General features: G+C 75.1%; 23 protein-coding genes and 1 tRNA gene. 7 read left to right on the forward strand and 17 right to left on the reverse strand.

Annotated features, from left to right (window positions below; genetic code table 11):
* Positions 1 to 3: 3 nt before the first annotated feature.
* The 5 genes from IF45_RS0108640 to IF45_RS0108660 all read right to left on the reverse strand — a co-directional run bounded on the left by IF45_RS0108640 (position 4) and on the right by IF45_RS0108660 (position 4,600).
* Positions 4 to 1,026 carry a S41 family peptidase gene (locus IF45_RS0108640; protein ID WP_030306594.1) on the reverse strand — a complete coding sequence of 341 codons (1,023 nt, stop codon included), beginning with the start codon at positions 1,024 to 1,026 and terminating at the stop codon, positions 4 to 6.
* A 115-nt stretch (positions 1,027 to 1,141) separates the two neighbouring features.
* The gene (locus IF45_RS0108645) at positions 1,142 to 1,768 is read right to left on the reverse strand and encodes a DedA family protein (RefSeq protein WP_008409256.1); all 627 of its coding nucleotides are present in this window, start codon (positions 1,766 to 1,768) and stop codon (positions 1,142 to 1,144) included.
* Between the two features lie 199 nt (positions 1,769 to 1,967).
* Positions 1,968 to 2,198 carry an FmdB family zinc ribbon protein gene (locus tag IF45_RS32175; RefSeq protein WP_030306595.1) on the reverse strand — a complete coding sequence of 77 codons (231 nt, stop codon included), beginning with the start codon at positions 2,196 to 2,198 and terminating at the stop codon, positions 1,968 to 1,970.
* A 73-nt stretch (positions 2,199 to 2,271) separates the two neighbouring features.
* Positions 2,272 to 3,666 carry a coiled-coil domain-containing protein gene (locus tag IF45_RS0108655; RefSeq protein ID WP_008409255.1) on the reverse strand — a complete coding sequence of 465 codons (1,395 nt, stop codon included), beginning with the start codon at positions 3,664 to 3,666 and terminating at the stop codon, positions 2,272 to 2,274.
* A 154-nt stretch (positions 3,667 to 3,820) separates the two neighbouring features.
* Complete coding sequence (locus tag IF45_RS0108660) at positions 3,821 to 4,600, reverse strand: DUF4097 family beta strand repeat-containing protein (RefSeq protein WP_003947835.1); 780 nt, start codon at positions 4,598 to 4,600, stop codon at positions 3,821 to 3,823.
* 273 nt (positions 4,601 to 4,873) lie between these two features.
* Between IF45_RS0108660 and IF45_RS0108665 the strand changes: the two genes are divergently transcribed.
* Positions 4,874 to 4,948, forward strand: a tRNA-Val gene (locus tag IF45_RS0108665).
* Between the two features lie 137 nt (positions 4,949 to 5,085).
* Here the strand turns inward: IF45_RS0108665 and IF45_RS0108670 are convergent.
* Together IF45_RS0108670 and IF45_RS0108675 are read right to left on the reverse strand one after the other, a co-directional pair.
* Positions 5,086 to 5,322 carry a DUF2277 domain-containing protein gene (locus IF45_RS0108670; RefSeq protein ID WP_003947834.1) on the reverse strand — a complete coding sequence of 79 codons (237 nt, stop codon included), beginning with the start codon at positions 5,320 to 5,322 and terminating at the stop codon, positions 5,086 to 5,088.
* A 54-nt stretch (positions 5,323 to 5,376) separates the two neighbouring features.
* Positions 5,377 to 5,985 (reverse strand): DedA family protein, encoded by a 609-nt coding sequence (locus IF45_RS0108675; protein ID WP_003947833.1) that lies wholly within the window; start codon positions 5,983 to 5,985, stop codon positions 5,377 to 5,379.
* A gap of 256 nt (positions 5,986 to 6,241) precedes the next feature.
* On the opposite strand from IF45_RS0108675, the gene IF45_RS0108680 reads away from it, so the two are divergent.
* Positions 6,242 to 6,883 (forward strand): superoxide dismutase family protein, encoded by a 642-nt coding sequence (locus IF45_RS0108680; RefSeq protein WP_015507951.1) that lies wholly within the window; start codon positions 6,242 to 6,244, stop codon positions 6,881 to 6,883.
* 67 nt (positions 6,884 to 6,950) lie between these two features.
* Here the strand turns inward: IF45_RS0108680 and IF45_RS0108685 are convergent, their stop codons facing one another.
* The 3 genes from IF45_RS0108685 to IF45_RS0108695 form a co-directional block, all read right to left on the reverse strand.
* On the reverse strand, positions 6,951 to 7,400 hold the full coding sequence (locus tag IF45_RS0108685; RefSeq protein WP_003947831.1) for a DoxX family protein: 450 nt from the start codon (positions 7,398 to 7,400) through the stop codon (positions 6,951 to 6,953).
* A gap of 652 nt (positions 7,401 to 8,052) precedes the next feature.
* Entirely contained in the window at positions 8,053 to 9,720 is a 1,668-nt protein-coding gene (locus IF45_RS0108690) for an alkaline phosphatase D family protein (protein WP_030306598.1), read from the reverse strand.
* A 136-nt stretch (positions 9,721 to 9,856) separates the two neighbouring features.
* Positions 9,857 to 10,510, reverse strand: a complete 654-nt coding sequence (locus IF45_RS0108695) for an HNH endonuclease family protein (protein ID WP_003947829.1) — start codon at positions 10,508 to 10,510, stop codon at positions 9,857 to 9,859.
* 382 nt (positions 10,511 to 10,892) lie between these two features.
* Between IF45_RS0108695 and IF45_RS0108700 the strand changes: the two genes are divergently transcribed.
* Complete coding sequence (locus IF45_RS0108700; RefSeq protein ID WP_003947828.1) at positions 10,893 to 11,306, forward strand: SgcJ/EcaC family oxidoreductase; 414 nt, start codon at positions 10,893 to 10,895, stop codon at positions 11,304 to 11,306.
* 180 nt (positions 11,307 to 11,486) lie between these two features.
* Entirely contained in the window at positions 11,487 to 12,152 is a 666-nt protein-coding gene (locus tag IF45_RS0108705) for an HAD-IA family hydrolase (protein ID WP_030306600.1), read from the forward strand.
* Between the two features lie 51 nt (positions 12,153 to 12,203).
* Here the strand turns inward: IF45_RS0108705 and IF45_RS0108710 are convergent, their stop codons facing one another.
* Positions 12,204 to 13,289: a peptidoglycan-binding domain-containing protein gene (locus tag IF45_RS0108710; RefSeq protein ID WP_015507953.1), complete on the reverse strand. Its 1,086-nt coding sequence runs from the start codon at positions 13,287 to 13,289 to the stop codon at positions 12,204 to 12,206.
* 208 nt (positions 13,290 to 13,497) lie between these two features.
* Between IF45_RS0108710 and IF45_RS0108715 the strand changes: the two genes are divergently transcribed.
* Positions 13,498 to 15,546: an MDR family MFS transporter gene (locus tag IF45_RS0108715; protein ID WP_003947826.1), complete on the forward strand. Its 2,049-nt coding sequence runs from the start codon at positions 13,498 to 13,500 to the stop codon at positions 15,544 to 15,546.
* 17 nt (positions 15,547 to 15,563) lie between these two features.
* Here IF45_RS0108715 and IF45_RS0108720 read toward each other — a convergent pair whose 3' ends face one another.
* Both IF45_RS0108720 and IF45_RS0108725 read right to left on the reverse strand, forming a co-directional pair.
* A complete protein-coding gene (locus tag IF45_RS0108720) occupies positions 15,564 to 16,112 on the reverse strand; it encodes a GNAT family N-acetyltransferase (protein ID WP_030306602.1) in 549 nt (182 codons plus the stop codon).
* 126 nt (positions 16,113 to 16,238) lie between these two features.
* Positions 16,239 to 16,595, reverse strand: coding sequence for an antibiotic biosynthesis monooxygenase family protein (locus IF45_RS0108725; RefSeq protein ID WP_003947822.1), 357 nt, complete (start codon positions 16,593 to 16,595; stop codon positions 16,239 to 16,241).
* 328 nt (positions 16,596 to 16,923) lie between these two features.
* Here IF45_RS0108725 and IF45_RS0108730 point away from each other — a divergent pair, with 328 nt between their 5' ends.
* Positions 16,924 to 18,015: a serpin family protein gene (locus IF45_RS0108730; RefSeq protein WP_030306604.1), complete on the forward strand. Its 1,092-nt coding sequence runs from the start codon at positions 16,924 to 16,926 to the stop codon at positions 18,013 to 18,015.
* Positions 18,016 to 18,166: 151 nt separating this feature from the next.
* Complete coding sequence (locus IF45_RS0108735; protein WP_015507956.1) at positions 18,167 to 20,272, forward strand: bifunctional glycosyltransferase 87/phosphatase PAP2 family protein; 2,106 nt, start codon at positions 18,167 to 18,169, stop codon at positions 20,270 to 20,272.
* Positions 20,273 to 20,441: 169 nt separating this feature from the next.
* On the opposite strand, the gene IF45_RS0108740 is transcribed toward IF45_RS0108735, so the two are convergent.
* The 4 genes from IF45_RS0108740 to IF45_RS0108755 all read right to left on the reverse strand — a co-directional run bounded on the left by IF45_RS0108740 (position 20,442) and on the right by IF45_RS0108755 (position 25,152).
* Positions 20,442 to 20,846 carry an aggregation-promoting factor C-terminal-like domain-containing protein gene (locus IF45_RS0108740; RefSeq protein WP_018467980.1) on the reverse strand — a complete coding sequence of 135 codons (405 nt, stop codon included), beginning with the start codon at positions 20,844 to 20,846 and terminating at the stop codon, positions 20,442 to 20,444.
* A gap of 322 nt (positions 20,847 to 21,168) precedes the next feature.
* Entirely contained in the window at positions 21,169 to 22,170 is a 1,002-nt protein-coding gene (locus tag IF45_RS0108745) for an ECF transporter S component (RefSeq protein ID WP_030306606.1), read from the reverse strand.
* Positions 22,167 to 23,954 carry an ABC transporter ATP-binding protein gene (locus tag IF45_RS0108750; RefSeq protein WP_030306608.1) on the reverse strand — a complete coding sequence of 596 codons (1,788 nt, stop codon included), beginning with the start codon at positions 23,952 to 23,954 and terminating at the stop codon, positions 22,167 to 22,169. Before IF45_RS0108750 ends, IF45_RS0108745 begins: the two co-directional genes overlap by 4 nt.
* A gap of 64 nt (positions 23,955 to 24,018) precedes the next feature.
* Entirely contained in the window at positions 24,019 to 25,152 is a 1,134-nt protein-coding gene (locus IF45_RS0108755) for a CbiQ family ECF transporter T component (RefSeq protein ID WP_030306609.1), read from the reverse strand.
* Between the last annotated feature and the right edge of the window lie 2 nt (positions 25,153 to 25,154).

The raw sequence follows: 25,154 nt of genomic DNA on the forward strand, positions 1-25,154 counted from the left end.
CGGTCAGGGCTTCCGGCAGCGGTCGTGGGCCGCGAGCCAGTCGGTGGCCGCCGCCAGCACGCGGTCGCTGCCCCTGACCCACTCCACCTCCACGTCGGGACGGAGCGGGCCGTCGTGGACCCGGCCCGTGCGGTCGGCCTCGCGAGCCGTGGTCAGGACGACCAGGGCGCCGTCGGACAGGGGGTAGGGGGTGTTGGCGGTGGGGACGCCGAAGGTCGGCTCGCCGAAGGTCCGGGTGTCGGGGCGGCCCCGGAAGGCGATCGCCACCGCCTCGCCCGCGCTCGCGGTGCGCGGCCCGGTCAGCACCGCCACCGGCGGCCTGGGGCGGGCCGGCGGCTCGCCGGAGCCCCACCGGTCCGCGTACTGGCGGGGTGTGCCGTTCTCGATCGTCCACGGGGTCCGTGTGCCGTCCGCCTCGACGAAGGCGCCCACCTCGCCGTCGCCGAGGATCGGGCCGGCGGAGGCGAGCGGCGTCCACATGTCGCCGCCGGTGTTGGTCCGCAGGTCCACGACCCAGCCGCAGGCGCCCGCGCGGTCCACCTCGCGCACGGCGGCGCGGGCGGCACGGAGGTAGGGCCCCGCAGCGGCGTCCGAGCGGATCGGGGGCAGCGTGAGGCGGCCGAGGCCCTCGGGGAGCCGTCGGGCCTCGGGGAGTACCTGGTCGTCGGGTGCCTCGTCCTCGGCCCGCTCGGCCTCCTCGGGGGTGAGGAAGGTGCTGTGGCCGTCGCCCAGCTCCCGCAGCGCCTGCTCGATCGCCTCGTACGTGCCGGCGGGTTCCGTGGCCCCCTCGGCGCGTCCGAGGGCGTCCCGGCGGAGCTTCGGCCAGTCCACCTCGTCGCGGACCAGGGAGTGCCGCTCCATCGTGTCCAGCGCGGAGAGGAGATAGGTCCGGGCCTCGGGCGCCATCGTGGAGCCGGGCCCGGCTCGGTCGCCCGCGGTGCAGGCAGCGGTGGCGAGGAGGGCCGCCGCCAGGAGCAGTGAGCCGCCGCGCCACGGCCTGCCGGGTCCGGTCCTCGTGGTGCGCACCTGACACGCTCCTCTGCTCTGTGGCCTGCGGGCCACGACCGTGCCCCGACAGTGAGAGAGGGCGTCCGCCCCGGGGGTTCCCGGAGCGGACGCCCGTCAGCCTCGTGGGAGAGGATCAGCCGCGCCGCTGGCCCCCGCCGGGCCGGAAGACCCGTACGCCGAGGAAGATCAGGACGGCCAGGGCGGCCACCGCGAGCACCACCTTCGAGTACACCGAGACGTACTCGGTGACCGTCTCCCAGTTGTCACCCAGCAGGTAGCCGGCCATGACGAAGAGGGTGTTCCAGATGGCGCTGCCGAGCGTGGTGAGTCCCAGGAAGATCGGCAGCGGCATACGCTCGATGCCCGCCGGGACCGAGATGAGACTGCGGAAGATCGGCAGCATCCGGCCGAAGAAGACCGCCTTCGTGCCGTGCTTGTTGAACCACGCCTCGGTCTTCTCGATGTCGGCGACCTTCAGCAGCGGGATCTTGGCGGCGATGGCCACCGTCCGGTCCCGGCCGAGCAGCGCGCCCACCCAGTAGAGCGCCACCGCTCCGACCACCGAACCGATGGTCGTCCAGATCAGCACCGCGACCAGATTCATCTGGCCGGTGGCGGCCGTGAACCCGGCCAGCGGCAGGATGACCTCGGAGGGGATCGGCGGGAAGAGGTTCTCCAGCGCGATGGCGATGCCCGCTCCCGGCGCGCCGAGGCTCTCCATCAGGCCGGTGATCCACTGAGGTGCGCTGCTGTCGCTCATGGCGGCCACGCTAGAGCGCCGAAGCTGAAGAGTTCCTGAAGCCCGCCGGGCGCCGTCCGATCACTCCGGCATGCCCCGTACGAGGGGTTTTCGCTTCCGGCGCCGGTGTGTCGGGCCGTCGCGCCGACGGGAAGGGCGTGCCCTCGCGTACGGTGCCCGCCGCCCGGCCGGTGGGACGGGCGGCGCGGCGTCCCGGCGCTCAGCCGCAGCACCCCCCGCCGCAGCAGCCGCCCCCGCCGCCCGAGGGGGCCGGGGCGGGGCCCCCTCGGGCGGGGGAGTCCGCCGAACCGCCCACGGCGACGGTCGACAGCAGCTTCACGGTGTCGGCGTGACCCGCCGGGCAGGACGCCGGGTCGGAGGACTCGGCCATCGGCCGGCTGAGCTCGAAGGTGTCACCGCAACTGCGGCAGCGGTATTCGTAACGAGGCATGGGCACAGGCTAGCCGCAGGGCCGGCGTCGGCGGGGTGCTGATCCCGCCCCGTTCCAGGGAGCCCGGCGCCGGTCAGCCCCCGCCGCGCTCCTCGCGTATCCGGGAGACGACCTCGGCCACGGTGGTCCGCACCGCCTCGGTCTCCGTGAGGAAGTGCCAGTAGTCCGGGTGGCGCCCCTCCAGGCCCGCCAGTGCCTGTTCCAGGCGGGCCACCGAGGCGTCGAGCGGACCGGCGTGACGCGGGTCCGGGGTGTTGCGGCCGGCCATCGCCAGCCGCTGCGCGTCCCGGATGGCGAAGCGGGTCCGCTCCACCTCCTGCTGCGGGTCCTTCGCCACCTCGTTGAGCCGGCGGAGGCGGTCGCCGGCGGCCGAGACGGCCTCGTCGGTGGAGTTCAGCAGCGCGCGCACCGTCGACAGCAGGGAGGTCGCGTCCGGCCAGCGCTGCTCCTCGCGGGCCGTGCGCGCCTCCCGGAGCTTCGCCTCCGCCTGCCGGACGCTCTCCGCCGCCTGCTGGGGGACCGGCTGGAGGTCCTGCCAGCAGGCGGCCGAGAAACGTCGCCGCAGCTCGCTGAGGACCGGCTCGACCTGGCTCGCCCGGGTGGTCAGTGCCTGTGCCCTGGTCCTGAGGCTCACCAGCCGACGGTCGATCTCGGCCGCGCGCTCGGGGAGCCGCTCGGCCTCGGCGCGGACGGCCTCGGCCTCCCGCAGCACCTGGTCGGCGCGGTGCAGGGTCTCCTGGACGCCGTGCCGGCCCGCGCCCTGGTTCAGCTTGGTCAGCTCGGGGCCGAGGGCGGCCAGCCGCGCCGCCAGGTCGTCCGCGCGCAGCCCCGACTCGCGGGTGGCGTCCAGCGCCTGGCTGGCGGCGAGCAGCGCCTGGCGGGCCCGCTCGACGGCGGGGGCCAGCCGCGCCAGCTGCGTCTCGGCCTGGTCGAGCAGGGGGGCCAGGCCGCGCTGGAACCGGTCCAGCTCCTGGCGGACCCGCACCAGGTCGTCCTTGGCGCGGGTCAGCTGCGTCCTGGCCTGGGTGGCGACGGACGCGTCCAGGTCGTCGCGGTCCAGGTCGTGGGCGTCGACCGCCTCGATGTAGAAGTGGCTGACCTCGTCGATGCGCTGCCCCAGCGCGACGAACTCCTCCTGGGCCCGGCGGGCGGCGGGCGAGGGGTCGACCGCGCCGATGGTCTCTATGGAGATCCGCAGATCGCGCTGGGCCGTGTCCAGCTCGTAGAAGGCGGCGGCCGCCGCGTCCTTGGCGGCCTGGGCGTCGGCCCGCTGGCTCTCGCCGCGTCCGCCGAACCAGCGCCGGGTGCCCCCGCCGGTGAACGCGGCGGGCACCGCCGCCAGCAGCAGGGGAAGGGGAAGCAGCGCCAGGGTGAGGGCGTCCCGCAGCGCGGAGCCCCGGCGGGCCCCGTCCCCCGAAGGGGTCCGGCCGCCTGTCGGTGTGTCCGGCTGCGAAGGTGTCGCCGTCATCCCTCTCCCGTGCTGGTTCCGCCCTGCCCGGCATCATTCTCCCACCGGTTAATGACGAACACGGGAGCCGGAAAGTTCGCTCACGGGGCCGCCGGTTCTCCGCTCCGCGCCCTGGCATGCGCCCGGGCGCCCGGAACGGCCCGCTCCGGCGGGGTCAGCCCGCCGGCCGCACGGTGATGTTGCCGTCCTCGGCGGTGACGGAGACCACCCGGGAACTGGCCGGGTCCTCCAGCACGGAGACGTTGGTCCGGCCGTCCTCGACCTCCGTCCGCACGTCGTAGGCGGCCTCCGGCAGCTCCACGGTCACCGAGCCGTCCCTGCTGCCGGCGTCGACGCGTTCGGGCGCCTTCACCAGCGCGAGCACCAGCGAGCCGTCCTCGGTCCGTGCCCGCACCCGGGAGGAGGAGACGGAGCGGGTGGTGATCGCGCCGTCGGCGCTGCGCAGGTCGAGAGGGCCGGAGACGTCCTCGACGGTCAGCGGGGCGTCGGAACCGTGCAGGGTGAGCGGCGCGCTGAAGCCCTTCGCGGTGACCGCGCCGTCCTGGGTCCGCAGGGCCACGGCGGTGTCGGCGGGCACCTCGATCCGGTGCCTGGCGTCGCAGTGCGCCAGGAGACCCGCGCAGCTGACGCGGAGCGTCAGCGCGTCCCCCTCCACCGTCCACTCGGCGCGGGGTGTCGACCCCAGCAGGACCCGCCCGCTGAACCAGCGGGTCACCCGCACCTCCTCGCCGTCCCCCGGCACCAGCTCGATCCGTGAGTCGTCCGAGTCGACGGTGAGGGTGCGCCCGGTCAGGGCGAAGCTCTTGTGCTCCGGCTCCGCACCGCCGTCGGCCGAGGCGTCCTGGCCGCAGCCCGTGGTGAGCAGAACGAGCGCCACCGCGCCCGCGCCCAGTGCCGCCGACCGCCGGGGCCGGGACGTCGTCCGTACGCTCATGAGCCATTCCTCCAGGTCGGACCGCGTCTCGGCAGGCGCCGGCGGTCCGCCCGGAGCTGCCCGGAACCCGGTACGGCCGGGCTTCCTCATGGTGCAGAACCCTAGGAAGCGGCGGCCTGCCCGGACATCCGGCGGACCACCGGACCGGGCTGCGGCGGACCACCCGCGCGAGGTGGGGACAACCCCCGTACGCCGACGTCGCGGGCCCCCTGTCGCCGCCGGAACGGGTTTGCCGGGCAGCGGCGGCGGCAAGGTAGGCTGTCGATTCGTCCCGGGCGCGTAGCTCAGGGGTAGAGCGCTGCCCTTACAAGGCAGATGTCGGCGGTTCGAAACCGTCCGCGCCCACCAGCCCGAGGCAACGAGAAGGCCCGGCTCCCCGGTGTGAAACCGGAGGGGCCGGGCCTTTCTCACGGGGCGAGCCGGACCGGTGGCCGGTTCAGGGCAGGTCCTCGTCCGGCCGCCCGGTGCGGCGCAGCACGTGCGCGCTACGCCTTGGTACGGGCGGAGGACCCCGAACCCCGTACCTCCAGGTCCGCGAGGAGTGCGCGGGTGGCGTCGGTGACGGCCTCGACGGCCGTGTCGAACACCTCCTGGTTGTGCGCGGCCGGAGCCCGGAAACCGGAGACCTTGCGGACGTACTGGAGGGCGGCTGCGCGGATCTCGTCCTCGGTCGCCTCCTCGGGGAGCGCGGGCGGGCGGAGGGTCTTGATGCTGCGGCACATGGTTCCAGTGTCGCGCGGAAGCGCCCGCGCCGCGGAGTCCTCCGGGGAAAGGTCTCAGCGGGCCGTGGCCGGGCGGCGCATCAGGTAGGCCGCGCCCGCCCCCGCGGCGAAGAGAGCGAGTACCGAGACGCCGGTGGCGAGCCAGTTGGCGCCCAGCCAGTGGGCACCGAAGTAGCCGAGGCCCACGCTGTAGCAGGCCCAGGCGACGCCGGCCGCGGCGGACCAGGGGAGAAAGTCGCGGGTGCGCCGGTCGGTGGTGGCGCCCGCGCCGAGCGACATCAGGGAGCGTCCGGCCGGGGCGAAGCGCGCGAGGACCACCAGCGGGCCGCCGCCGCGCGCCAGGGCGCGGCCGAGGCTCTCCTGGGTGTCGCGCAGGCGGCGCGAGCGGGCGAGGGCGCGGTCCAGGCGGACGCCGCCGCGCCTGGCCAGCCGGAAGGCGGCGAGGTCGCCGAGGACCGAGGCGGTCGCGGCGATGGCGATGAGGGCGACGATGTCGGGCACCGTGTTCATCTGCCCGGCGGTCCCGGCCGCGGCGGCGGTGGCCGCGGCGATCACCAGGACACCGCTGGGCAGCAGCGGCAGGAAGACGTCCAGCAGCACGGAGGCCGCCACGACCGCGTAGATCCACGGGCCGGCTGTCAGCGGCCCCATGCTCTCGAACACCCGAAACTCCCCGGTACGGACAGCTCCGCGATGTCGCGGGGAGCGGCAGGAGCGGCTGTCCCTCGGCCGCCCAGGTTACGCCGCGGAGAACTCCTGGGGGCCGTGGGGCGCCCGGTTGTTCGTCACAGAGGTTTCACCCGCCCGCCGTCACCCGTCCGGGTCAGCCGATGCGGTGTACGGACCGGTAGTCCCGTAGCAGTGAACCCGACGCGTACGTGTCCGCAGCGGGCACGGTCGGACACGAGGAGTGAGCGCGATGGGTGCTGGGACCGCGGGACTGCTGGCCGGAGCCGCGCTGGCCGCGCTGGTGACCGCTGCGGGGACGGGCGCCGCCGGGGCGCCCGCGCCGGCGGCGGCACCGGTGACGGGCGGGCTGGTGGCCGCGCCCGGGGGTGAGGGGCCGGGGGCGCGCTGGGTGCGTGACGAGGCACGGTTCGCCCCGGTCGGCGCCTTCGTGCCCTCCGAGGCCGTCACCTACGACCTCGACCTGCTGCCCGCGGCCGCCTGGATCAGGGTCAACCAGGCCGTCTCGCGGTCGGAGACGACGGTCGTCGCCGAGGTGCGCGGGCTCCGCCCGGGACGCGCCTACGGGGCGCACGTCCACACCGGTGTCTGCGGCGCCGACCCGCAGGCCGCCAAGGGCCACTACCAGCACAAGGTGGACCCGGTGCAGCCCTCCACCGACCCCGCCTACGTCAACCCGTACAACGAGGTCTGGCTCGACTTCACCACCGACGCCGAGGGCGCGGGGCGGGCCGTGGCCCGGCACAGCTGGGGGTTCCGGCCCGGGGAGGCGGCCTCCGTGGTGATCCACGACCAGCAGGGCGGGGCGGGGGCACGGCTCGGCTGCTTCAGCGTGCCGTTCGTCTCGCCCGGGGACGCGCCGGGCCGGAGCTGAGGACCGCCCCGGACCGTCCGGTCGGCGTGGGATGGACGGACGGTCCGGGGCGGGGTGAGGGGCGGGATCAGGCCACGCTCGGGGTGCGGTCCCGGGGGCGCGGTCCGGGGACCGCCGCCCGGCCGCCGAGCGCGCGGTCCAGGCCGAGGGCGCCGGAGCCGGTGAAGACCAGGAGCAGCAGGGCCCAGCAGAAGACCGCGGACAGCTCGCCGCCGTTCTGCAGCGGCCAGAGCGCCTCCGGCTGGTGCACCACGAAGTACGCGTACGCCATCGAGCCCGAGCTGACGAAGGCGGCGGCGCGGGTGGCCAGGCCGAGGGCGACGAGGCCGCCGCCCACCAGCTGGATGACGGCGGCGTACCAGCCCGGCCAGGCACCGGCCTCCAGGGTGCCGCCGCCCCGTGCGCCGCCCAGCACCCCGAAGAGGGAGGCGGCGCCGTGGCAGGCGAAGAGCAGGCCGATCACGATGCGGTAGAGGCCCAGGGCATAGGGCTGGGCGCTGTCGAGACGGGACGTCATGGGGAACTCCCTCGGCTGGAGTGGGGTGGAGCCGGGCGGAGGAGCGGTGGAGCGGAGGAGCGGGGAGGCGCGGCGGGACCGGAGGCCCGAAGAGAGGGCCGGTGAGTGAGGCCGGATGCCGCCGGAAGAACCGGAGAACCAGGAAGGGGACCGGAGAGGGGGAAGGCTGGATTCCGGGCGGGTACGGGCGTCGTCGGCCGTACGGGCGCCGGGCGGGGCCTCTGGGGGCCGCCGGTACGGCGTGGGGTGGGGCGGGGCGCAGGAGTGCGGACCGGAGCGGGTGGTGCGGGGACGGAACGCTGTTGACCAGCGGGGACTGTTATTTGTCTAGACCAAGTCCGCAGGGCCGTCAATCATCGGGGGCCGACATCGGCCGCCCCGCATCCGGAGTGGCGTGGACGCGTGCCCTCTGCACGGGCCGGGTGGCCGGCTGCCGTCCGGTACGGCGCCCGGTGGCCTCCCGGGGCCGTCAGCTGCGGGTTCCCTGCCGGGACGCGGTCCCCGGGGCGCGGCCGCGCCGACGTCCGCGCGGGGTGTGCGGGGAGCGTGGGAGCGCGACCGCCGAGAGGGTGCGCATGGCTGAAAAGTGCCGTCGGGAAGCGGCGGGGAAAGCCCCGGAGAACGCCGGGGAAACCGAGGCCGGGACGGCCCCTCAGCCGTCCAGCCGTCCCTCCCACACCCGCTCCAGGCGGGCCGGGCCCCGGCCGGTGCGGGCCTGGTCCAGGTGGAGGTCGGCGCGGCGGCCCCGCAGGGTGAGGGTCATGAGCTGGTTGCCGAACCAGGGGCCGCCCGAGCGCCGCCAGGTCACCGGTGCCCGGCCGGTGCGCCCGTGCCGGGCGAACACCCTCCCGAGCAGGCCGCCCGCGCGGCTCCAGCCGAGCCGGAACCCGGCCCGTATCGGCAGGGGGATGGCGTTGTGGACCGGCGAGCAGGTCAGCTGGTGGACCCGGCCCCGGCCGGCGGGCAGGGCTGTGCGGGCGGTGCCGGCGGGGCGGCTCTCGGCGGCGTAGGCGTGGTGGACGTCGCCGGAGAGGACGCAGACCGTGGCGGGACCGCCGGGGGCGGTGGCGGCTTCCTCGGTGAGGTGGGCGAGCCGGTCGAAGGAGGCGGGGAAGGCCGCCCAGTGCTCCAGGTCGGCGGCGCGCCGCAGCCACTCGCCGAAGCGGGCCCAGCGGGGCCCGCGCTCGCCCCCGCAGAGCGCGGCGTTCCACCGCTCCGCCTCGTGGACCAGCCCCGGGAGGAGCCAGGGCAGGGAGCTGCCGATCAGCAGGTGGTCGTGGCCGCCCGGGTCGCCGAGCGCCTGCTCGCGCAGCCACGCCTCCTCGTCCGGGTGCAGCATGGCGCGCTCCTCCTCGGCGAGGACCCGGGCCATGCGGGTGTCGACCATCAGCAGGCGGACCCGCCCCAGGTCGCGGCGGTAGCTCCAGCGGGTGCCCGGCCGGTCGGCGTCGGCCCGCGTGGCGAAGGAGCGCAGCGCCTCGGTGCCGTCGGGGGCCGAGCGGACCGCCTTGTACAGGGGGTCCGTGGCGAGCTCCGCCGGGCCCAGGTTCCCCAGGTGCTGGTAGATCCAGTACGACATCAGGCCGCTGACGATGCGCTCCTGCCACCAGGGGGTCTCGCGCATCTCGGCGAGCCAGGAGGCGCTGGTGTTCCAGTCGTCGATGACGTCGTGGTCGTCGAAGATCATCAGGCTGGGCACGGTGGAGAGCAGCCAGCGGACCTCGGGGTCGGTCCAGGACTCGTCGTAGAGCCGGGTGTACTCCTCGAAGTCCGCGACCTGCTCGCCCGGGGGTTCGGCGAGGTCGCGCCGGGAGGCGAGCCAGCTGCGGGTCTGGGGGGAGGTCTCGTCGGCGTAGACCTGGTCGCCGAGGAGGAGGAGCAGGTCGGGGCGGTCCGCGCCGGTGTCCCCGGCGATCCGGGCCGCGAGGGCGTCGAGCGCGTCGGGCCCCACCGGGCTGTCCTGGCCCGACGGGGGTGAGGACCAGCGGCAGGAGCCGAAGGTGACGCGGACGGGGCGGTCCCCGTCGCTCTCGCGCGGGGCGGTCCTGATGGTGGAGGGCGGGAAGGGGGAGTCCGGCGGGGGCCAGACCGGCTCGCCGCCCAGGTGCACCTCGTAGGGGGTGTCGCTCCCCTCGGGCAGGCCGGTGACCGGGATCAGTGCGTAGTGGTGGCCCGCGACGGAGAAGGTCGGGGCGGAGCCGCCTCCCTCACCGCCGGGGCAGCGGACCTCGGCGGTGCACGGACGGTCCGCCTCCACCCACACGGTGGCGGAGTCGGTGTCGGCGTACCGCAGTACCGGTCCCAGGCGCAGCCCGGCCACGATGGCTCCCTTCGTCAGCTCGCCAGGGTACGGAACGCCCCGGGGTGGGTGCGAGGTTCCCGGTTCCGTTTCCGTTCCGGCGGGGAGCCGTGGCCGGCGGCGGAGTCCGCCGCCGGCCACGGGGAGGCCGTGAGGGTCAGCAGCTGTTGAGGGCCGTCTGGAGCGCGGACTTCTCGGCGGAGTCCACGGAGAGCCCGTAGTGGTGCTTCACGTGGACCCACATCCGCACGTACACGCACTTGTACGAGGCGAGCGGCGGCATCCACTTGGCCGGGTCCTTGTCGCCCTTGGACTGGTTGACGTTGTCCGTGACGGCGATGAGCTGCGGGCGGGTCAGGTCGTTGGCGAGCTGCTCGCGCTGGGCGTTGGTCCAGCCGCTGGCGCCGGAGCGCCACGCCTCGGCGAGCGGCACCACGTGGTCGATGTCGACGTCGGACGCCTGGGTCCAGGTGGCCCCGTCGTAGGCGGACTTCCAGGTGCCGGAGACGGCCTTGCACGCGGAGTCCTGCTCGACACCGGTGCCGTCGCGCTTCAGGACGACCTCGCGGGTGTCGCACTGCCCGCTCTGGGTGGACCAGTGCGGGAACTTGTCCCGGCTGTAGCCGCTGGAGGAACCTTCCGCCTTCTCGGTCAGGCCGGAGAGGTACGTCTTGGCGGTGGCGACGCTCACCGGGGTGGGGGGAGCGGCCTGGGCCGGGGAGCCGGTGAGCAGGACGGTGGAGGAGACGACCGCCGTGAGCGTGGCGAGAGCGGCGGGACGCATCCGGCGACGCGCGTAGATTCCTGACATGCGAACTCCCTGTGGTGTGGGGGACGACAGCCGCTACCGGCCCGTCGGGCCCGGCCATCCTGGCGCCCGTGGGTTTCGTGAGGGTGGGTGCCAGGTAACAGAGTTGCGTCATGCGCACGACACATCAAGAGGTCTGGCGGAAGGTCATCCTCCTTTCGGAGCAGCATCATTGGCGTACGTGGTGGTGTGTCCCGGCATGGGGGAGTGGGTTCCGCGCGGTGGTGAGCGCGGGCGCCCCGGCGCGTACGACGGGGCGCGCGGAGGGCGCGACGAGGGCGCGGCTCCCGTCCGCGCTTGACCTGAAGCGGAGTTGAGGCCGGAGCCTGGGCGGAAGAGGGCGGCCGGTGCAGACGGCGGCCCGCGTCGTTCCAGGAGGACCGGCATGTTCGGCACACCGGCACAGGAGGCCGGCGTCCGCGAGGTCGTCGCGGACGCGGGGAAGTACCAGAGCGACCCGGAGCACTTCCTTCCGCTGCACACCCCGGATGTGGAGATCGTCAACTTCGGTGGCCGGCGGGTGGCCGGGCGCGAGGCGTTGGGCGAGGCGATGCGTGCCGCGCTCGCCTCACCGCTGGCCGAGGTCGCCACCACCGTGGAGATCACCGGGGTGCGCTTCCCGCGCGAGGGCGTCGCCGTTGTGGCCGCCGTCAAGCGGGTCCATGACGCCCGCAAGGAACCGGACGGGGGCGGTCCGGCGCTTCCCGCCACCTCGGGACAGCTCACCTACCTGCTGGTGGAGGAGGCGGACGGGGCTTGGCGCATCTCGCTCGCGCAGACCACTCCGGTCACCTTCTGACGGTGCGCCGGGTGCCCGGCGGGGGTGCCGGTGGCGTCTGGCGGTTTTGTTTTGTATGGTGAAGAAACAAAGTGATCCCGTCCGCACTCCCTGACCGGCGGACGGGGTCACTTGTTCACCGAGCCACGCTGCGGGGGGCGTCCGCGACCGTCGGGCGGGCCCGACCTCTGGAGCTGCCCGATGACAGCGACCCGTACCGTGCTGACCGCCCGCGCCCTGCTGCTGGACATGGACGGCACGCTCGTCGACTCCGACGCCGTGGTGGAACGCTGCTGGCGCCGCTGGGCCGCCCGGCAGGGCCTGGACGAGGAGCACGTACTCGCCGTCGCCCACGGCCGCCAGGGGTACGCCACCATGGCCGAACTCCTCCCGGACCGGCCGATGGAGCTCAACCACGCGGACAACCGCGTCCTGCTCGCCGAGGAGACCGCCGACACCGACGGCGTCGTCCCGGTCCCCGGCGCCCCCGCCTTCCTCGCCTCCCTGACCGCTGTCCCGCACGCCGTCGTCACCTCGGCCGACGACGGCCTGATGCGCAGCCGGATGGGGGCCGCCGGGCTGACCCTGCCCGAGCTGCTCATCACCGCCGAGCAGGTCTCCGCGAGCAAGCCCGACCCGGAGGGGTTCCTGAAGGGCGCCGCCGCGCTGGGCGTCGACCCGGCCGACGCCGTCGTCTTCGAGGACTCCGGCGCCGGGATCGCCGCCGGTCTGGCCGCCGGGATGCGGGTGGTCGGAGTGGGGCCCCGCGCCGCCGCGTACGGCCCGACGGCGCACGTCGCCGACCTGCGCGCGGTGCGTGTGGAGACCGGCGACGACGGGGTGGTCCGGCTCCACCTGGGCGGCTGACCGCCCGTCACGCGGCGCAGGGCCCGTCCAGGTGCGGGCGGGCTCAGGCCGTCACGGCCGCGTGGTCTCGCTCTCCAGCTGCCTGCGGGTCGGCTCGTCGTAGACGCCGAGGTTGTCGCGGAGGCCGCGCGCCCACTGGTACATCCGCAGCGAGTCCTCCAGGCTCCGGTCGAATGTGCCGTCGGCCTGGCCGCGGTAGAGATGGAGCTGCTGAAGGCGCTGCTGGAGCTCGCGGACCTGCGGGCCCGAGTCGCCCCGGCGCAGCACCGGGTCCTCCTGGGGCGGCTGGTCGGGGGAGGGCTCGTCGGAGGGTTCGGCCGGGGGCCGGGACGCCGAGGGTTTCGGGGCGGGCGGGCCGTCGGGCCCCGCCGCCGGAGTGGGGGAGGTCGCGGGCTTGCCGTCGCCCGAGGAGGCTGTCGGGGGCGCCGAAGGAGCCGTGGGCGAGGGCGCGGTGGACTCCGGGGAACCGGAGGCGGAGGCCGAGGGGGTCGCCGGGCCGGGGGCGATCGTGTGGGGCGCGGTCGCCGAGGGCGTCGGAAGGGCGCGTTCCTCGGGCTTCTCGTCCGGGAGGGAGTCGGTCGCGACCGCGCCTGCCAGGGCCACCACCACGACGGCCCCCACCGACACCCCGAGGATCGCCGCCCGCCGCCTGCGCGCCGAACGGGCCGCCGTCCGCTTGGGCCGGTCGGCGGAAGGGGGCGGCGTGATGTCGGGGGCGTCCGGGTCGTCCTCGCCCTCGGCGGCCTGACCCCGCTGGTGAGGAGGGAAGAGGTCCAGGTCGGAGACCTTGGGCAGGGGTGCGGTCGTGTCGTGGGCCTGACCCGGCGCGCCGACGGGGCCGATGACCGGCGGGGGCGTGGCGCCCTGGGGGTCGGCCGTGGGGAAACGTTCGCTCCCGGACGGGTGGGAGGCGTGGCCGTGTCCCGCCGCCCCCTCGTCGGCATGACCGGGGGAGGACCCGTACGCCTGCCCCGGCGGGGCGGGCGGAGCGCCTGCCACCTGCGGGCCGAGATACGGACGGACCCGTTCCCGGTGGCCGCCCTCGGCGCCGTTCCCGCTCCCGGGGGCGCACTCGCAGGCGGGACTCAGCCCCGTCCCCGGTCTCCCGCCGCCGCACTCCGTGCACCGTTCGCTCATCGCTGCCCCCTCCTCGGCCGCCCCGACTGACGCGATTATGCCGACGCGGGCGCCGTTCGCGCGCAGTGCCCCGCGCAACGGAACGTCCCGACAGGCCGTAACGGGACGCAACGCCCAGGATGGAGGCAGGCGACGGCCGGTCGCCGGAGCGGCGGACGGGCGCGGAGCCCGGGCGGGTCGCCGTACGTGAGGAAGCCGGGAGGACACGATGGCGCAGGAGGCGACCGGGCCGGCGGCCACCGGGCCCGGGGCCGCGGCCGACGGGCAGTCACCGCCCGGCGTCCTGGTCTCCATCGGGGCCCTGCTGCTGGGCATGCTGCTGGCCGCCCTCGACCAGACCATCGTCGCCACCGCCCTGCCGACCATCGTCAGCGACCTCGGCGGGCTCGACCACCTCTCCTGGGTGGTGACCGCCTACCTCCTCGCCGCCACGGCGGCCACCCCGCTCTGGGGCAAACTCGGCGACCAGTACGGGCGGAAGAAGCTGTTCCAGCTGGCCATCGCGATCTTCCTGGCCGGCTCGGTGCTCTGCGGCGTCGCCCAGGACATGCCGCAGCTCATCGGTTTCCGCGCCCTGCAGGGACTGGGCGGCGGCGGGCTGATGGTGCTCTCCATGGCGATCGTCGGCGACCTCGTGCCACCCCGCGAGCGCGGCCGCTACCAGGGGCTGTTCGGCGCCGTCTTCGGCGCCACCAGCGTCCTCGGACCGCTGCTCGGCGGCGTCTTCACCGAGCACCTCAGCTGGCGCTGGGTCTTCTACGTCAACGTGCCGCTCGGCGCGGTCGCCCTCGTGGTCATCGCCGCCGCCCTGCACATCCCGACCCGACCGGCCCGGCACGTCATCGACTACCTGGGGACCTTCCTGATCGCCGCCGTCGCCGCCTGCCTCGTGCTCGCCGCGTCGCTCGGCGGCACCACCTGGGCGTGGGGCTCCCCGCAGATCATCGGTCTGGCGGTGCTCGCCGTCCTCCTCGGCGCCTGGTTCGTCAGGGTGGAGCGCCGGGCCGCCGAACCGGTGCTGCCGCTGCGGCTCTTCCGCGTCCACACCTTCACCCTGTCGGCGGTGATCAGCTTCATCATCGGTTTCGCCATGTTCGGCGCGATGACCTACCTGCCGACCTTCCTCCAGGTCGTGCGCGGCATCACCCCCACCCTCTCCGGCGTCCACATGCTGCCGATGGTCGCGGGGGTCCTCATCGCCTCGACCGTCTCCGGCCAGCTCATCACCCGCACGGGCCACTGGAAGGTCTTCCCCGTCGCGGGCACCGGCATCACGGCCGCCGGGCTGCTCCTGCTGCACCGGCTGCGGCAGGACACCGGCGACCTGGAGATGAGCCTCTACTTCTTCACCTTCGGCGTCGGCCTCGGCCTGGTCATCCAGGTCCTCGTCCTCGTCGTGCAGAACGCCGTCCCCTACGAGGACCTGGGCGTCGCCACCTCCGGCGCCACCTTCTTCCGCTCCATCGGCGCCTCCTTCGGCGTGGCCGTCTTCGGCACCATCTTCACCAGCCGCCTCGACGCGAAGATCACCGCCGTCCTCGCCGGCCGCCCCCTGCCGCCCGGCGTCGACGCCGCCACCCTGGAGGCCGACCCGCGCACCGTCGCCGCCCTGCCCCCGCGACTCCGCCAGGAGATCCTCGGCGCCTACTCCACCGCCATCACCGACGTCTTCCTCTACGCGGCACCCGTCGTCCTCGTCGCCTTCGTCCTCGCCTGGTTCTTCCACGAGGACCCGCTGCGCGGCGCCGTCCTCGCCCCGGACCAGTCCCAGACCTACGCCGGCAACCCGGTCGAGCGCACCTCCCGCGACGAGGCCGAACGCGCGCTCTCCCTGCTGGGCACCCGCGAGGGCCGCCGCGAGGTCTACCGCGACCTCACCGCCCGCGCCGGCGAGGACCTGCTGCCCGCCGCGAGCTGGCTGCTGCTGCGCATCCGGCTCCACGGCACCGTGGAACCGGCCCGCCTCGCCGAGCACCACGCCGTCCCCCTCCACCTCGTCAGCGCCGCCGCGCGCCAGCTGGAGGAACGTCACCTCGCCGACCGGCAGGGACTCGGACTGCGCCTCACCCCGGCGGGCGAGCGGAGCGCCGAGCGCCTCGCCCGGGCCAGGGAGGAGACGCTGGCGGAACTCCTCGGCGACTGGTGGGGCCCCGAACGCCCCACCGACCTGGCCGAGATCGTGCACCGGCTGAGCACCGAACTCTGCGGCTCCGACGGCGAACGACCGCACGACGGGGGAGTGGGCGGCAAGCCCTGACGGGCAGCGAGCACCGGTCAGCTCTCGGTGGAGGCCGGCTGCTTGGCGTACCAGCGTTCGGCGTACGGACCCTCGTTGTACGCCTCGATGCGGGTGAAGCCGTGCCGCTCGTAGAGCCGGTGGGACTCGACCAGGTCGTGACGGGTGTCCAGGACCAGCCTGGTCGCGCCCAGCTCCCCGGCCGCCGCGTCCACCGCCGCCATCAGCGCGGAGCCGCCCCGCTCGCCCCGGGCCGACGGGTGGACGAAGACGCGCCGGAGCTCGGCGATCCCGGGCTCCAGCAGCGCCAGACCGGCCGAGCCGGCCGCCCTGCCCGCCAGCCGCGCCACCAGCAGCAGGCCGCGCGGCGCCACCAGTTGCTCCGGCCCGTCGTCGGCGGCGATGCCGCGCTCCAGCTCGCCGGGCGGCGTGTCACTCCCGTGGTGGAGCCGGAACCACCGGTCGCTGACCTCGGTGTAGTACGCGGCCCAGAGCGTCCGGGCGTCGGGCGAGCCGGCCGGTTCGGGGGCGACGGTCCACGGGCCCGAGGTCACCGGGGCCATGGTCCAGGGGGTGAGTGCGGTCATGGGGGCATTGTGGTGCGCGGGCCAGGACACCGCCCCGTCATTTCCGCCCGGGGGGACGGCTGCCCGGCGCCGCGGGCGGTGGGCCGGGTGCCGCGGTCCCGCCGCCCGCCGGAGCCGGGCCGTGGGTCAGGACTGCTTCGGGGCCGCCTGCTGGACCACGTCGAAGGACCACAGGGTGGAGCCGGAGGCCGCCGGACGCGGGCGCTCGCCCTGCGGGGCCTCGCCCTGCGCGGAGTCGCCACCGGGGCGGCCCTGCTGGTGGGCCGCCTTCATCGGGCCCTCCATCCACGCCTGGAAGGCGGCCTCGTCACGCCAGCGGGTGTAGACGAGGTACTGGTCGGTCCCCTCGACCGGACGCAGCAGCTCGAACCACTCGAAACCGTCGGAGTTCTCCACCGCGCCCGCGCGGGAGGCGAAGCGCTTCTCCAGGACCTCGCGCTGCTCGGCCGGGACTTCGAGCACATTGATCTTCACGATACTCATGACGCCCATCCTGCCGCACCGCTCCGACAAGCCGGACACCGCGCCCTTACGGCATTGCGGCGCGGAGGCATTTCCGCAGCCTGGCCCGTACTGTCCGGAAGGGGGGCGCCGGGCGGGCCGGACGGCCTCGCGCGCAGCGGCGACGGTGACTGTCAGTGAGGGGTCCCATACTGGTCCACAGATCGCGGGCGGCACCGGCCGGCGGAAGCGAAGGGGGAGCGGCATGAGGTGGACGGCGCGAGGGACGCGGGCGACGGGCGGGACGGCCGGGGCGGGGGAGCGGCCGCCGGGGTGCCCCGAGAGCGAGACGACGCGGTGGGCGCGCGGGGTGCGGGAGCTGGCCGAGCGCTGGCTGCCACGGGCGGGCCACGGCGACTTCGTCCTCTCCCCGGTCGGCCTCTGGACGGCGCTGGCCGCACTCTCCGTCGGCGCGCGGGGCGCCACGGCCGCCGAACTCGGGCGCCTGCTCGGGGTCGACCGTGCCACGGCGGCCCGCGCGGTGGCCGGGATCGCCGCCACGCTGGACGCCACCGGCGCGCTGCGCCACGCCACCGGGATCTGGAGCCGGGTCCCCCTGGAACCGGAGTACGTGGCCGCGCTGCCCGGCGTCACGTGCGGCCCCATGGACCCGGTGGCCGTCGACGCCTGGGTGCGTGAGGCCACCGACGGAATGGTGCCGGGACTGCCCCTGGACATCACCGATGCGACCCCGCTCGTCCTGGCGGACGCGCTGGTGCTCAAGGCCCGCTGGGCCGACCCCTTCTCCGGCTCCGCCACCCGCTCCCGCCCGTTCACCGCCGCCGACGGCACGACCCGCGCCGTCCCCACCATGCACCGCACCTTCCCGGCCACCCAGTCCTGGACCACCCCCGACGGAGTCCGCGTCCTCGACCTGGCCTGCGTCACCCCGGACCCCGGGCAGCGGCCCGCCCGGGTCCGTCTCGCCCTCGGACCGTGCCGCGCCCGGCCCGCCGACGTCCTGGCCGCCACCTGGGCTCCCGCCGCCGGGCGGACCCCGGTCGACGCCGACCTGGTGGCCGTCGCCCTGCCGCGCCTCACCCTCCGGACGACGCGCGACGCCACCGGGGACGTGGCCGCGCTCGGCGCCCCCAGGGCCCTGACCGACGCGGCGGAGTTCGGCGGACTCTCCCCCGTCCCGCTCGCCCTCTCCCAGGTGGTCCAGGAAGCCGTGGTGCGGGTGGCCGAACGAGGCGTGGAGGCCGCCGCGGTGACCGCCGTCGCCATGCGGTTCGGCGCGCCCCCGCCCGACCGCCTCGCACCTCTCGTCTTCGACCGCCCGTTCGGCCTCAGCGTGCTCGACGGCTCCGGCACGCTCCCCCTCTTCACCGCCTGGCAGTCCGGCATACCCGAGGACCCGGGTTCCGGGACGGAGGACGACGGCGACCAGGATCCCTGGTGAGGCGCATTACCGGGCGAACGGGCGGAGCGGCACAACCCGCCCGCCGGTTGCGCGGTCCTGTCTGGCGGGACCGAGGGGTACCAGGAGGCGCCGGGGACGGACGGGTCCACGGAGCGGTGAGCGGCGGAAGAGGCGACGGAGCGTGGTGGAAGTGAAGAGAGAGGGCGGCGGCCTCGCGACGGCCGGGGCGGCCCCCGTGGCCGGGGGCGGCGGAGCGGGCACCGCCCGGCTCCTGCTGTGGCTGGTCGTGGCGGTCCTCGGCGTACGGCAACTGGTGACGCTGCTGCGCCTGCCGCCCGGTGAACGCTTCCTCGACCTGGGGGCCTGGGCGGCCTTCGGCGGCGTCCAACAGCCCGGCGAGCTGTACGCGGAGGGCGGCTACACCGGTACGCCCTTCGCCGCCCTGGTGCTCAGCCCGCTGAAGCGCGCCGGTGAGCAGGGGCTCGGTGTGGGCTGGGCGTGCGCGACGCTGCTGCTGGTCGTCGCGGTCGGCGTGGTCGCCGCCCGGGCGCTGCCCCGGCCCGTGCAGGGGCGGACGGTGCTGCTCGCGGTGCCGGTGGCGGTGGCACTGCTCCTCCTCTCGCTGCCGGTCCGCAACACCTTCTTCCTCGGCCAGACCAGCGTCCTGCCCGTCCTGCTGGTGCTCCTCGGCTGCTGCGTGGCACGGGACCCCCGGGCCCGGGGCGCGCTGACCGGCCTGGCCGCCGCCTTCCAGCCGGCCCTGCTCCTCTTCGCCGTGCTCCTCTGGTGCACCGGCCGCCGCCGCGAGGCGGGGTGGACCCTCGGCACCTTCGCCCTGGCCGCCGCCGTGGCGTGGGCCGCCCTGCCCGAGGACTCCGCCGTCTACTGGCTCCGGCACCCGGCCGGGTTCGGCCTCGGTGACCCGGCGGACGTGGCCAACCAGTCGCTGCACGGACTGGTCCTGCGGCTCGGGCTGAGCGGCCCGGTCGCCCTTCTGCTCCTGCTCGCCCTGGCCGGGGCGGTCTGTTACGCCGGACTGCGGCGGGCGGTGCGGTACGCCGAGGACGGGCAGGTGCTGCTCGCGGTCGCCGTCACCGGCTGCGTGGCCGTGGCCGTCGCCCCGGTCTCCTGGCAGCACCAACTGCTCTGGGTGCTGCTGACCGTGGCCGGGCGGGCGGGCCGCAGAGCCTCCGACCGGTACGTCTGGCCGGTCGCCGTGGTCCTGGTGATGACCCTGCCCGCCAAGATGCTCCTGCCCAACCTGGAACTGCTCTTCCCGGTGCGGGACAACATCCTGCTGCTCACCGCCGTCGCGGCCGCCTGCTGCGTGCCCTTCCTGAGCCGCGCCGACGAGGAGTTCGCGCGCCCCCGCCCGGCCGTCCACGCCCCGCCCGGCCCCTCGAAGCTGGGCTGGGTGCCGCTGCTGCCCTTCTGGAGACGGGTGCTGACCCGGCCCAACCTCCTTCTGGAGCTGCTGCTCATCCGGGTCGGCTACTCCGCGTACTCCCAGGTGCGGATGGCCGCGGCCGGCAGCCGGAGTACCGCCGAGGCGCACGGTGAGCAGATCCACGCCATCGAGCAGTTCCTCTTCCTCGACATCGAGCACTGGGTCAACCACGCCGTGGTGCGCGCCGGGTGGCTGGAGGATTTCCTCAACTTCTACTACACCTCCTTCCACTTCCTGATCCCGCTGACCGTGCTCGGCGTGCTGTACGTCCGCAGACCCGACGCCTACCGGTGGGCGCGGACGGCGCTGGGCTTCGCCACCGTGCTGGCCCTGCTCGGCTTCTGGCTCTACCCGCTGGCGCCGCCCCGGCTCATGCCGGAGCTGGGGTTCGTCGACACGGTCCACGGCGTCCAGGACTTCAGCCGGCCCGACTACGGCTCGCTGACCGCCTTCACCAACCAGTACGCGGCGATGCCCTCGCTGCACTTCGGCTGGTCGCTGTGGTGCGGGGTGGTCGTGGTGGCGCTGGCGCCGAGACTCTGGATGAAGCTGCTGGGGCTGCTGCACCCCTTCTTCACCGTCTGCGCGATCGTCGGCACGGCCAACCACTGGGTGCTCGACGCCGTCGGCGGGGCTGCGGTCGTGGCCGCTGGCTTCGGCTTGGTCCACGTCCTGGCGGGAGCCCGGCCGTGTACGGAGACGAGCCCGCCGGCGGATTCCGCGCCCGAGGCGGCAGCCGGGACGGTGACCGGGCCGGACCCGAGAGCTGAGGTCGTGGCCGAGGAAGGGGCCGGGGGCGCCGAACCCGAGGCGGCCGGAGAGGGGGACCGGGTGCCCAGCCCGGGGTGAGGGGCGGCACGCGGATGAGGACGGGTTGTCCTCGGACATGCCGAAGGGCGGTATCCCTCGGTGAGGGATACCGCCCTTCGGGACCGGCGTGGGGGACCCGGTGTGGGGGACCGGGGCGCCACCGGGGTGGCGCGGGAGCCGGAGGGGGGATGGCTCAGTGCTGGCCGGCTCAGTACCAGCCGTTGGCCTGCCAGAAGTCCCAGGCGGCGGCCGGGCTGCCGTAGCGGTCGTTCATGTAGTTCACGCCCCACTCGATCTGGGTGGCGGGGTTGGACTTCCAGTCCGAGCCGGCGGAGGCCATCTTGTTGGCAGGCAGGGCCTGGACCAGGCCGTAGGCGCCGGACGACTCGTTGGTGGCGTGCGGGTCCCAGCCGCTCTCACGCTCGACGATGTTGCTGAACGCCTGGTACTGCGCATCGTCCCCGATCATCTGCTGGGCGATGGCCTGCGGCGATCCTTCGGCGGCCTGGGCCGGAGCTGCGGTGAAGGCGAGGCCGGCCGCGGAGGCGGCGAGGGCGGTGCCCACAGCGATCTTCTTCGGGGTGGCCAGGCGACGCATCATGACGAAGGACAAAGGAGAACCTTCCAACGGGGATCAGGACTGTCGCCGGCTGTCCGGGGGCGGTTCGCGGGAGTGCGTTCCGGCCGGTGCGTTCGGCGACATCACCAGTGATAGCCGGGGCGCCGTTCGCCTGGCAATGCCCCTATTTACTACGGATTCTCGGAGGAAGGGGAAAAGTTCCTTTCACGAAGTTTGGGAATTTGTGCAGGTGGGGAGCGCATGGCCCGGGGTGGAGGCGGCCGGTCCGGCTACTAAGGGGCGTAGGGGAGGGGTGAGGGGCTGTGGGGCGGCTCACCCGCGCACCCCCGCGTTCTCACGCAGGGTTGAGCGACGACTACGAGGATGCGGGGGTTTCGTCCGGGTTCCTCCGGGAAGCGGTGGGCGTCTCGCCGCTCTCCGCGGACGCGTCGTCACCCTGGGGCGCGGTCGCCGGTCCGGCGTCGGCGAACCGTACCGGGGTGTCGAAGGCGGCTCTGCGGGTGGCGCGGCGCAGGGCGCGCAGGACCGAGGGGCCCAGCGTCAGCGCCAGCACCACCGTGAGTGCGGCGCGTGGCAGGTCCCAGCCCAGCGAGGTGGCCAGGCAGTAGACGAGGAAGCGGCCCAGATTGTCGGCGACCGGGTCGCCCGGCACGAAGGAGACGCCGGTCGACAGGCCGCCCAGGTAGGTCCAGCCCTGGAGGTTCATGACCGTGCCGTACAGGACGGAGGCGACGGCGCCGTAGGCGGCGATCAGCAGCAGTTCGCCGCGGCCCCGCAAGGTGTCGCGGCCCGGCAGCAGCCCGGCGCCCATGCAGACCCAGCCCATGGAGAGCATCTGGAACGGCATCCAGGGACCGACCCCGCCGGTCAGCAGCGCCGAGGCGAACATCGACAGAGCGCCCAGCACGAACCCGAACCCGGGCCCGAGCACCCGCCCCGAGAGCACCATCAGGAAGAACATCGGTTCGATGCCCGCGGTCCCCGCGCCCAGCGGCCGCAGCGCCGCGCCCGCAGCGGCGAGCACGCCGATCATGGCGATGGCCTTGGAGTCGACCCCGTTGTCCGAGAGGGTCGCGACCACCACCGCCAGCAGCAGCGGCAGCAGGGCGGCGAAGAGCCACGGGGCGTCCTGGGCGTGGGCCAGCCCCGAGTCCGGCGCCGCCAGCAACGGCCACCCGAAGGCCGCCACGCCGACCGCGCTGACCAGCACCAGCGTCAGCGCCGACCGGAACCCGATCCGCACCGCCCGTGCCTGTCGCTGCACACCGTCGGCCCGTTCGCGATCCCCGGACTGGCTCCGGACCGGCCGGCCGGTCTCCCGCGAGGAGCCCTTCAGCGTTGCGAGGCGCCGGCTCACCGCTCCTCCTCGGGACCCGGGTCCGTGCTGTCCCGGCCGGGGGCTCGGCCCGGGCCGCCGCTCGCGTCCGGGGGCGTGACCAGGGCCCTCTCCACCTGGGAGACCGTGAGCCACGGCTGCGGGGCCATGATCTTGGTGACCTGGGGGGCGAAGGAGGGGGAGGAGCGGACGACGTCGGCGGTGGGGCCGTCGGCGACCGGTTCGCCCTCGGCGAGGATGACGACGCGGTGGGCGAGTTCGGCGGCCAGTTCCACGTCGTGGGTGGCGAGGACCACCGCGTGGCCCTCGGCGACCAGGTCGCGCAGGACCTCGACCAGCCGGGCCTTGGCCGCGTAGTCCAGGCCGCGGGTCGGCTCGTCCAGCAGGATCAGCGGCGGGCGGGCGGTCAGGACGATCGACAGGGCGAGCGTGAGGCGCTGGCCCTCGGAGAGGTCGCGGGGGTGGGTGGCGTCGTCGATGCCCGGCAGCAGGCGGGCGACCAGAGCCCGGCAGGTGCCCGGTTCGGCCGCCGCGTCGGCGTCGGCGGCGGCGCACTCGGCGGCCACCGTGTCGGCCGAGAGCAGGTCCCGGGGGTCCTGCGGCACCAGGCCGACATGGCCGATCAGTTCCTGCGGGCGGGTCCGGTGCGGGCTGAGCCCACCCACCCGGACCGTGCCGGAGAAGGGCTCGACCATGCCCACCAGGGAGCCGAGCAGGGTGGACTTGCCGGCGCCGTTGCGGCCCATCAGCGCCACCGTCTCCCCGGCGGCGACCGAGAGCGACACCTCCCGCAGCGCCTCGACCCGGCCCCGCCGCACCGCCAGTCCGGAGACCCGGGCGTACGGCTCGTCGGCGGCGGGCTCCGGGTGCTGGTGGCGGCCGGAGCCGAGGAGCCCGCGCAGCAGGCCCCGGCGGCGTTCCCGCCGGGGCGCGGCCAGGTCGCCCGGCACCCCGGCCGGAGCGGTCCCGCCCGGCGGCGGCACCGGCACCCCGGCCAGCCGTTCGCGCAGCCCGGCCGCACGGCGGCGGGCGTCGCGGACGGTCAGCGGCAGCGGGTCCCAGCCGGCCAGCGCGCCCAGCGCCACCACGGGCGGCCGGACCGGCGAGACGGCCATGACCTCGGCCGGGGGACCGGTGACCAGTTCCGCGCCCGGGGCGGCCAGCAGGGCGACCCGGTCGGCGTACTGGACCACGCGCTCCAGCCGGTGCTCGGCCAGCAGCACGGTGGTGCCGAGGTCGTGGACGAGGCGCTGGAGCACGGCCAGCACCTCCTCGGCGGCGGCCGGGTCGAGTGCGGAGGTCGGCTCGTCCAGGACGAGGACCCGGGGGTGCGGGGTGAGCACCGAGCCGATCGCGACGCGCTGCTGCTGGCCGCCGGAGAGGGTGGCGAGCGGGCGGTCGCGGAGTTCGGCGAGACCCAGCAGGTCGAGGGTCTCCTCGACGCGGCGCCGCATCACCTCGGGGGCGAGGCCCAGCGACTCCATGGCGTAGGCGAGTTCGTCCTCGACGGTGTCGGTCACGAAGTGGGCCAGCGGGTCCTGGCCGACGGAGCCGACCACGTCGGCGAGTTCGCGCGGCTTGTGGGAGCGGGTGTCGCGGCCCGCGACGGTGACCCTGCCGTGCAGGGTGCCGCCGGTGAAGTGCGGGACGAGGCCGTTGACCGCGCCCAGCAGAGTCGACTTGCCGACTCCCGACGGGCCGACGAGCAGCATCAGCTCGCCCTCCTCGACGGTGAGGTCCACCCCGCGCACCGTCGGCTTCGGCACGCCGTCGTACCGCACCGAGACGTCCTCGAACCTGATCACACCGCACCTCCACGAGAGCCCTGCCACCGCGCCACCCGACTGCCCCGGACCGCTCCGCCGCCGCTCACGTGGACTCCGGGGGCCGGGGCGCCACGAACGCCGGGACCAGCCCGAGCAGCACCGCCGCCGCCGGCCAGAGCGGCAGCTCCGGCGCGGTCAGCGGCACCGTCGGCGGGTTGAGCTGGGCCGGCGCCAGTGCGCCGAGACGGATCAGGAGCGCCGCGACCGCCACCCCCGACCCGGCGACCACCCAGGCGCGCACCCCCCACCGGTCCGGCCGGTAACGGCTGCGCACACTCCGCCGCCCGCCGAGCCACAGCCCGGCCAGCGCCGCGGCGAGACCCAGCGCCAGCACCGGCACCCCGAACCCGCCGCCCTGGTCGGCGAGGAGCCCGTACGTGCCGAGGCAGACGCCGATCAGGCCGCCCACCGTGAGCACGGCCGTGGTGCGGCGGACGGCGGGTGGGACGTCGGCGGTGCGGCCGTACCCGCGTGCGTCCATGGCGGCGGCCAGCGCCACCGAGCGTTCCAGCGCCCCTTCCAGGACGGGCAGGCCGACCTGGAACAGGCCGCGCAGCCCCCGGTCGGGACGGCCGCGCAGCCGCCGGGCCGCACGGAGCCGGCGGACGTCGGCGACCAGGTTCGGGGCGAAGGTCATGGCGACGACCACGGCGACGCCCGCCTCGTACAGGGCGCCCGGCAGGGACTTCAGCAGCCGTGCCGGGCTTGCCAGCGCGTTGGCCGCGCCGACGCAGATGAGCAGGGTCGCCAGCCGCAGCGCGTCGTAGAGCGCGAAGAGCATCCCCTCGGCAGTCACCCGGCCGCCGAGCCGTACCCCGCGTGCCCACTCGGGCAGCGGGACCTCGGGGAGGGTGAACAGGACGTGGGTGCCCGGCACCGGTGAGCCCAGCAATATGGCGAAGAGCAGGCGGATGGCGATGATGACCAGGCCGAGCTTGACGAAGGCCCCGTAGCTGCGGGCCCACGGCGAGTTGGTGCGGCGGGCCGAGACCACGTACCCGGCGACGCCGATCAGCAGGGCGAGCAGCAGCGGGTTGCGGGTCCGCGAGGCGGCGGCGGCCAGCCCGAGCGCCCACAGCCACCACGCCCCGGCGTGCAGCGCGTTGGAGCGCGTCGCGAGCGGGGCGAGCAGCGCCGGGCGTACCCGGCGCGCCTGCTGAAGAGGGCCGTGCGCCATCG

Origin of the sequence: Streptomyces albidoflavus (assembly GCF_000719955.1) — a bacterium.
Taxonomy (GTDB): Bacteria; Actinomycetota; Actinomycetes; order Streptomycetales; family Streptomycetaceae; genus Streptomyces; species Streptomyces albidoflavus.

Excerpts from the sequence above, each read along its gene's own strand:
- IF45_RS0108685 (WP_003947831.1), bottom strand. The coding sequence starts at position 7,400 with ATGACGTCCCGTCTCGACAGCGCCCAGCCCTATGCCCTGGGCCTCTAC.
- IF45_RS0108645 (WP_008409256.1), bottom strand. The coding sequence starts at position 1,768 with ATGAGCGACAGCAGCGCACCTCAGTGGATCACCGGCCTGATGGAGAGC.
- IF45_RS0108695 (WP_003947829.1), bottom strand. The coding sequence starts at position 10,510 with ATGTCAGGAATCTACGCGCGTCGCCGGATGCGTCCCGCCGCTCTCGCC.
- IF45_RS0108755 (WP_030306609.1), bottom strand. The coding sequence starts at position 25,152 with ATGGCGCACGGCCCTCTTCAGCAGGCGCGCCGGGTACGCCCGGCGCTG.
- IF45_RS0108655 (WP_008409255.1), bottom strand. The coding sequence starts at position 3,666 with ATGACGGCGACACCTTCGCAGCCGGACACACCGACAGGCGGCCGGACC.
- IF45_RS32175 (WP_030306595.1), bottom strand. The coding sequence starts at position 2,198 with ATGCCTCGTTACGAATACCGCTGCCGCAGTTGCGGTGACACCTTCGAG.
- IF45_RS0108670 (WP_003947834.1), bottom strand. The coding sequence starts at position 5,322 with ATGTGCCGCAGCATCAAGACCCTCCGCCCGCCCGCGCTCCCCGAGGAG.
- IF45_RS0108700 (WP_003947828.1), top strand. The coding sequence starts at position 10,893 with ATGTTCGGCACACCGGCACAGGAGGCCGGCGTCCGCGAGGTCGTCGCG.
- IF45_RS0108660 (WP_003947835.1), bottom strand. The coding sequence starts at position 4,600 with ATGAGCGTACGGACGACGTCCCGGCCCCGGCGGTCGGCGGCACTGGGC.
- IF45_RS0108710 (WP_015507953.1), bottom strand. The coding sequence starts at position 13,289 with ATGAGCGAACGGTGCACGGAGTGCGGCGGCGGGAGACCGGGGACGGGG.
- IF45_RS0108725 (WP_003947822.1), bottom strand. The coding sequence starts at position 16,595 with ATGAGTATCGTGAAGATCAATGTGCTCGAAGTCCCGGCCGAGCAGCGC.
- IF45_RS0108705 (WP_030306600.1), top strand. The coding sequence starts at position 11,487 with ATGACAGCGACCCGTACCGTGCTGACCGCCCGCGCCCTGCTGCTGGAC.
- IF45_RS0108715 (WP_003947826.1), top strand. The coding sequence starts at position 13,498 with ATGGCGCAGGAGGCGACCGGGCCGGCGGCCACCGGGCCCGGGGCCGCG.
- IF45_RS0108720 (WP_030306602.1), bottom strand. The coding sequence starts at position 16,112 with ATGACCGCACTCACCCCCTGGACCATGGCCCCGGTGACCTCGGGCCCG.
- IF45_RS0108680 (WP_015507951.1), top strand. The coding sequence starts at position 6,242 with ATGGGTGCTGGGACCGCGGGACTGCTGGCCGGAGCCGCGCTGGCCGCG.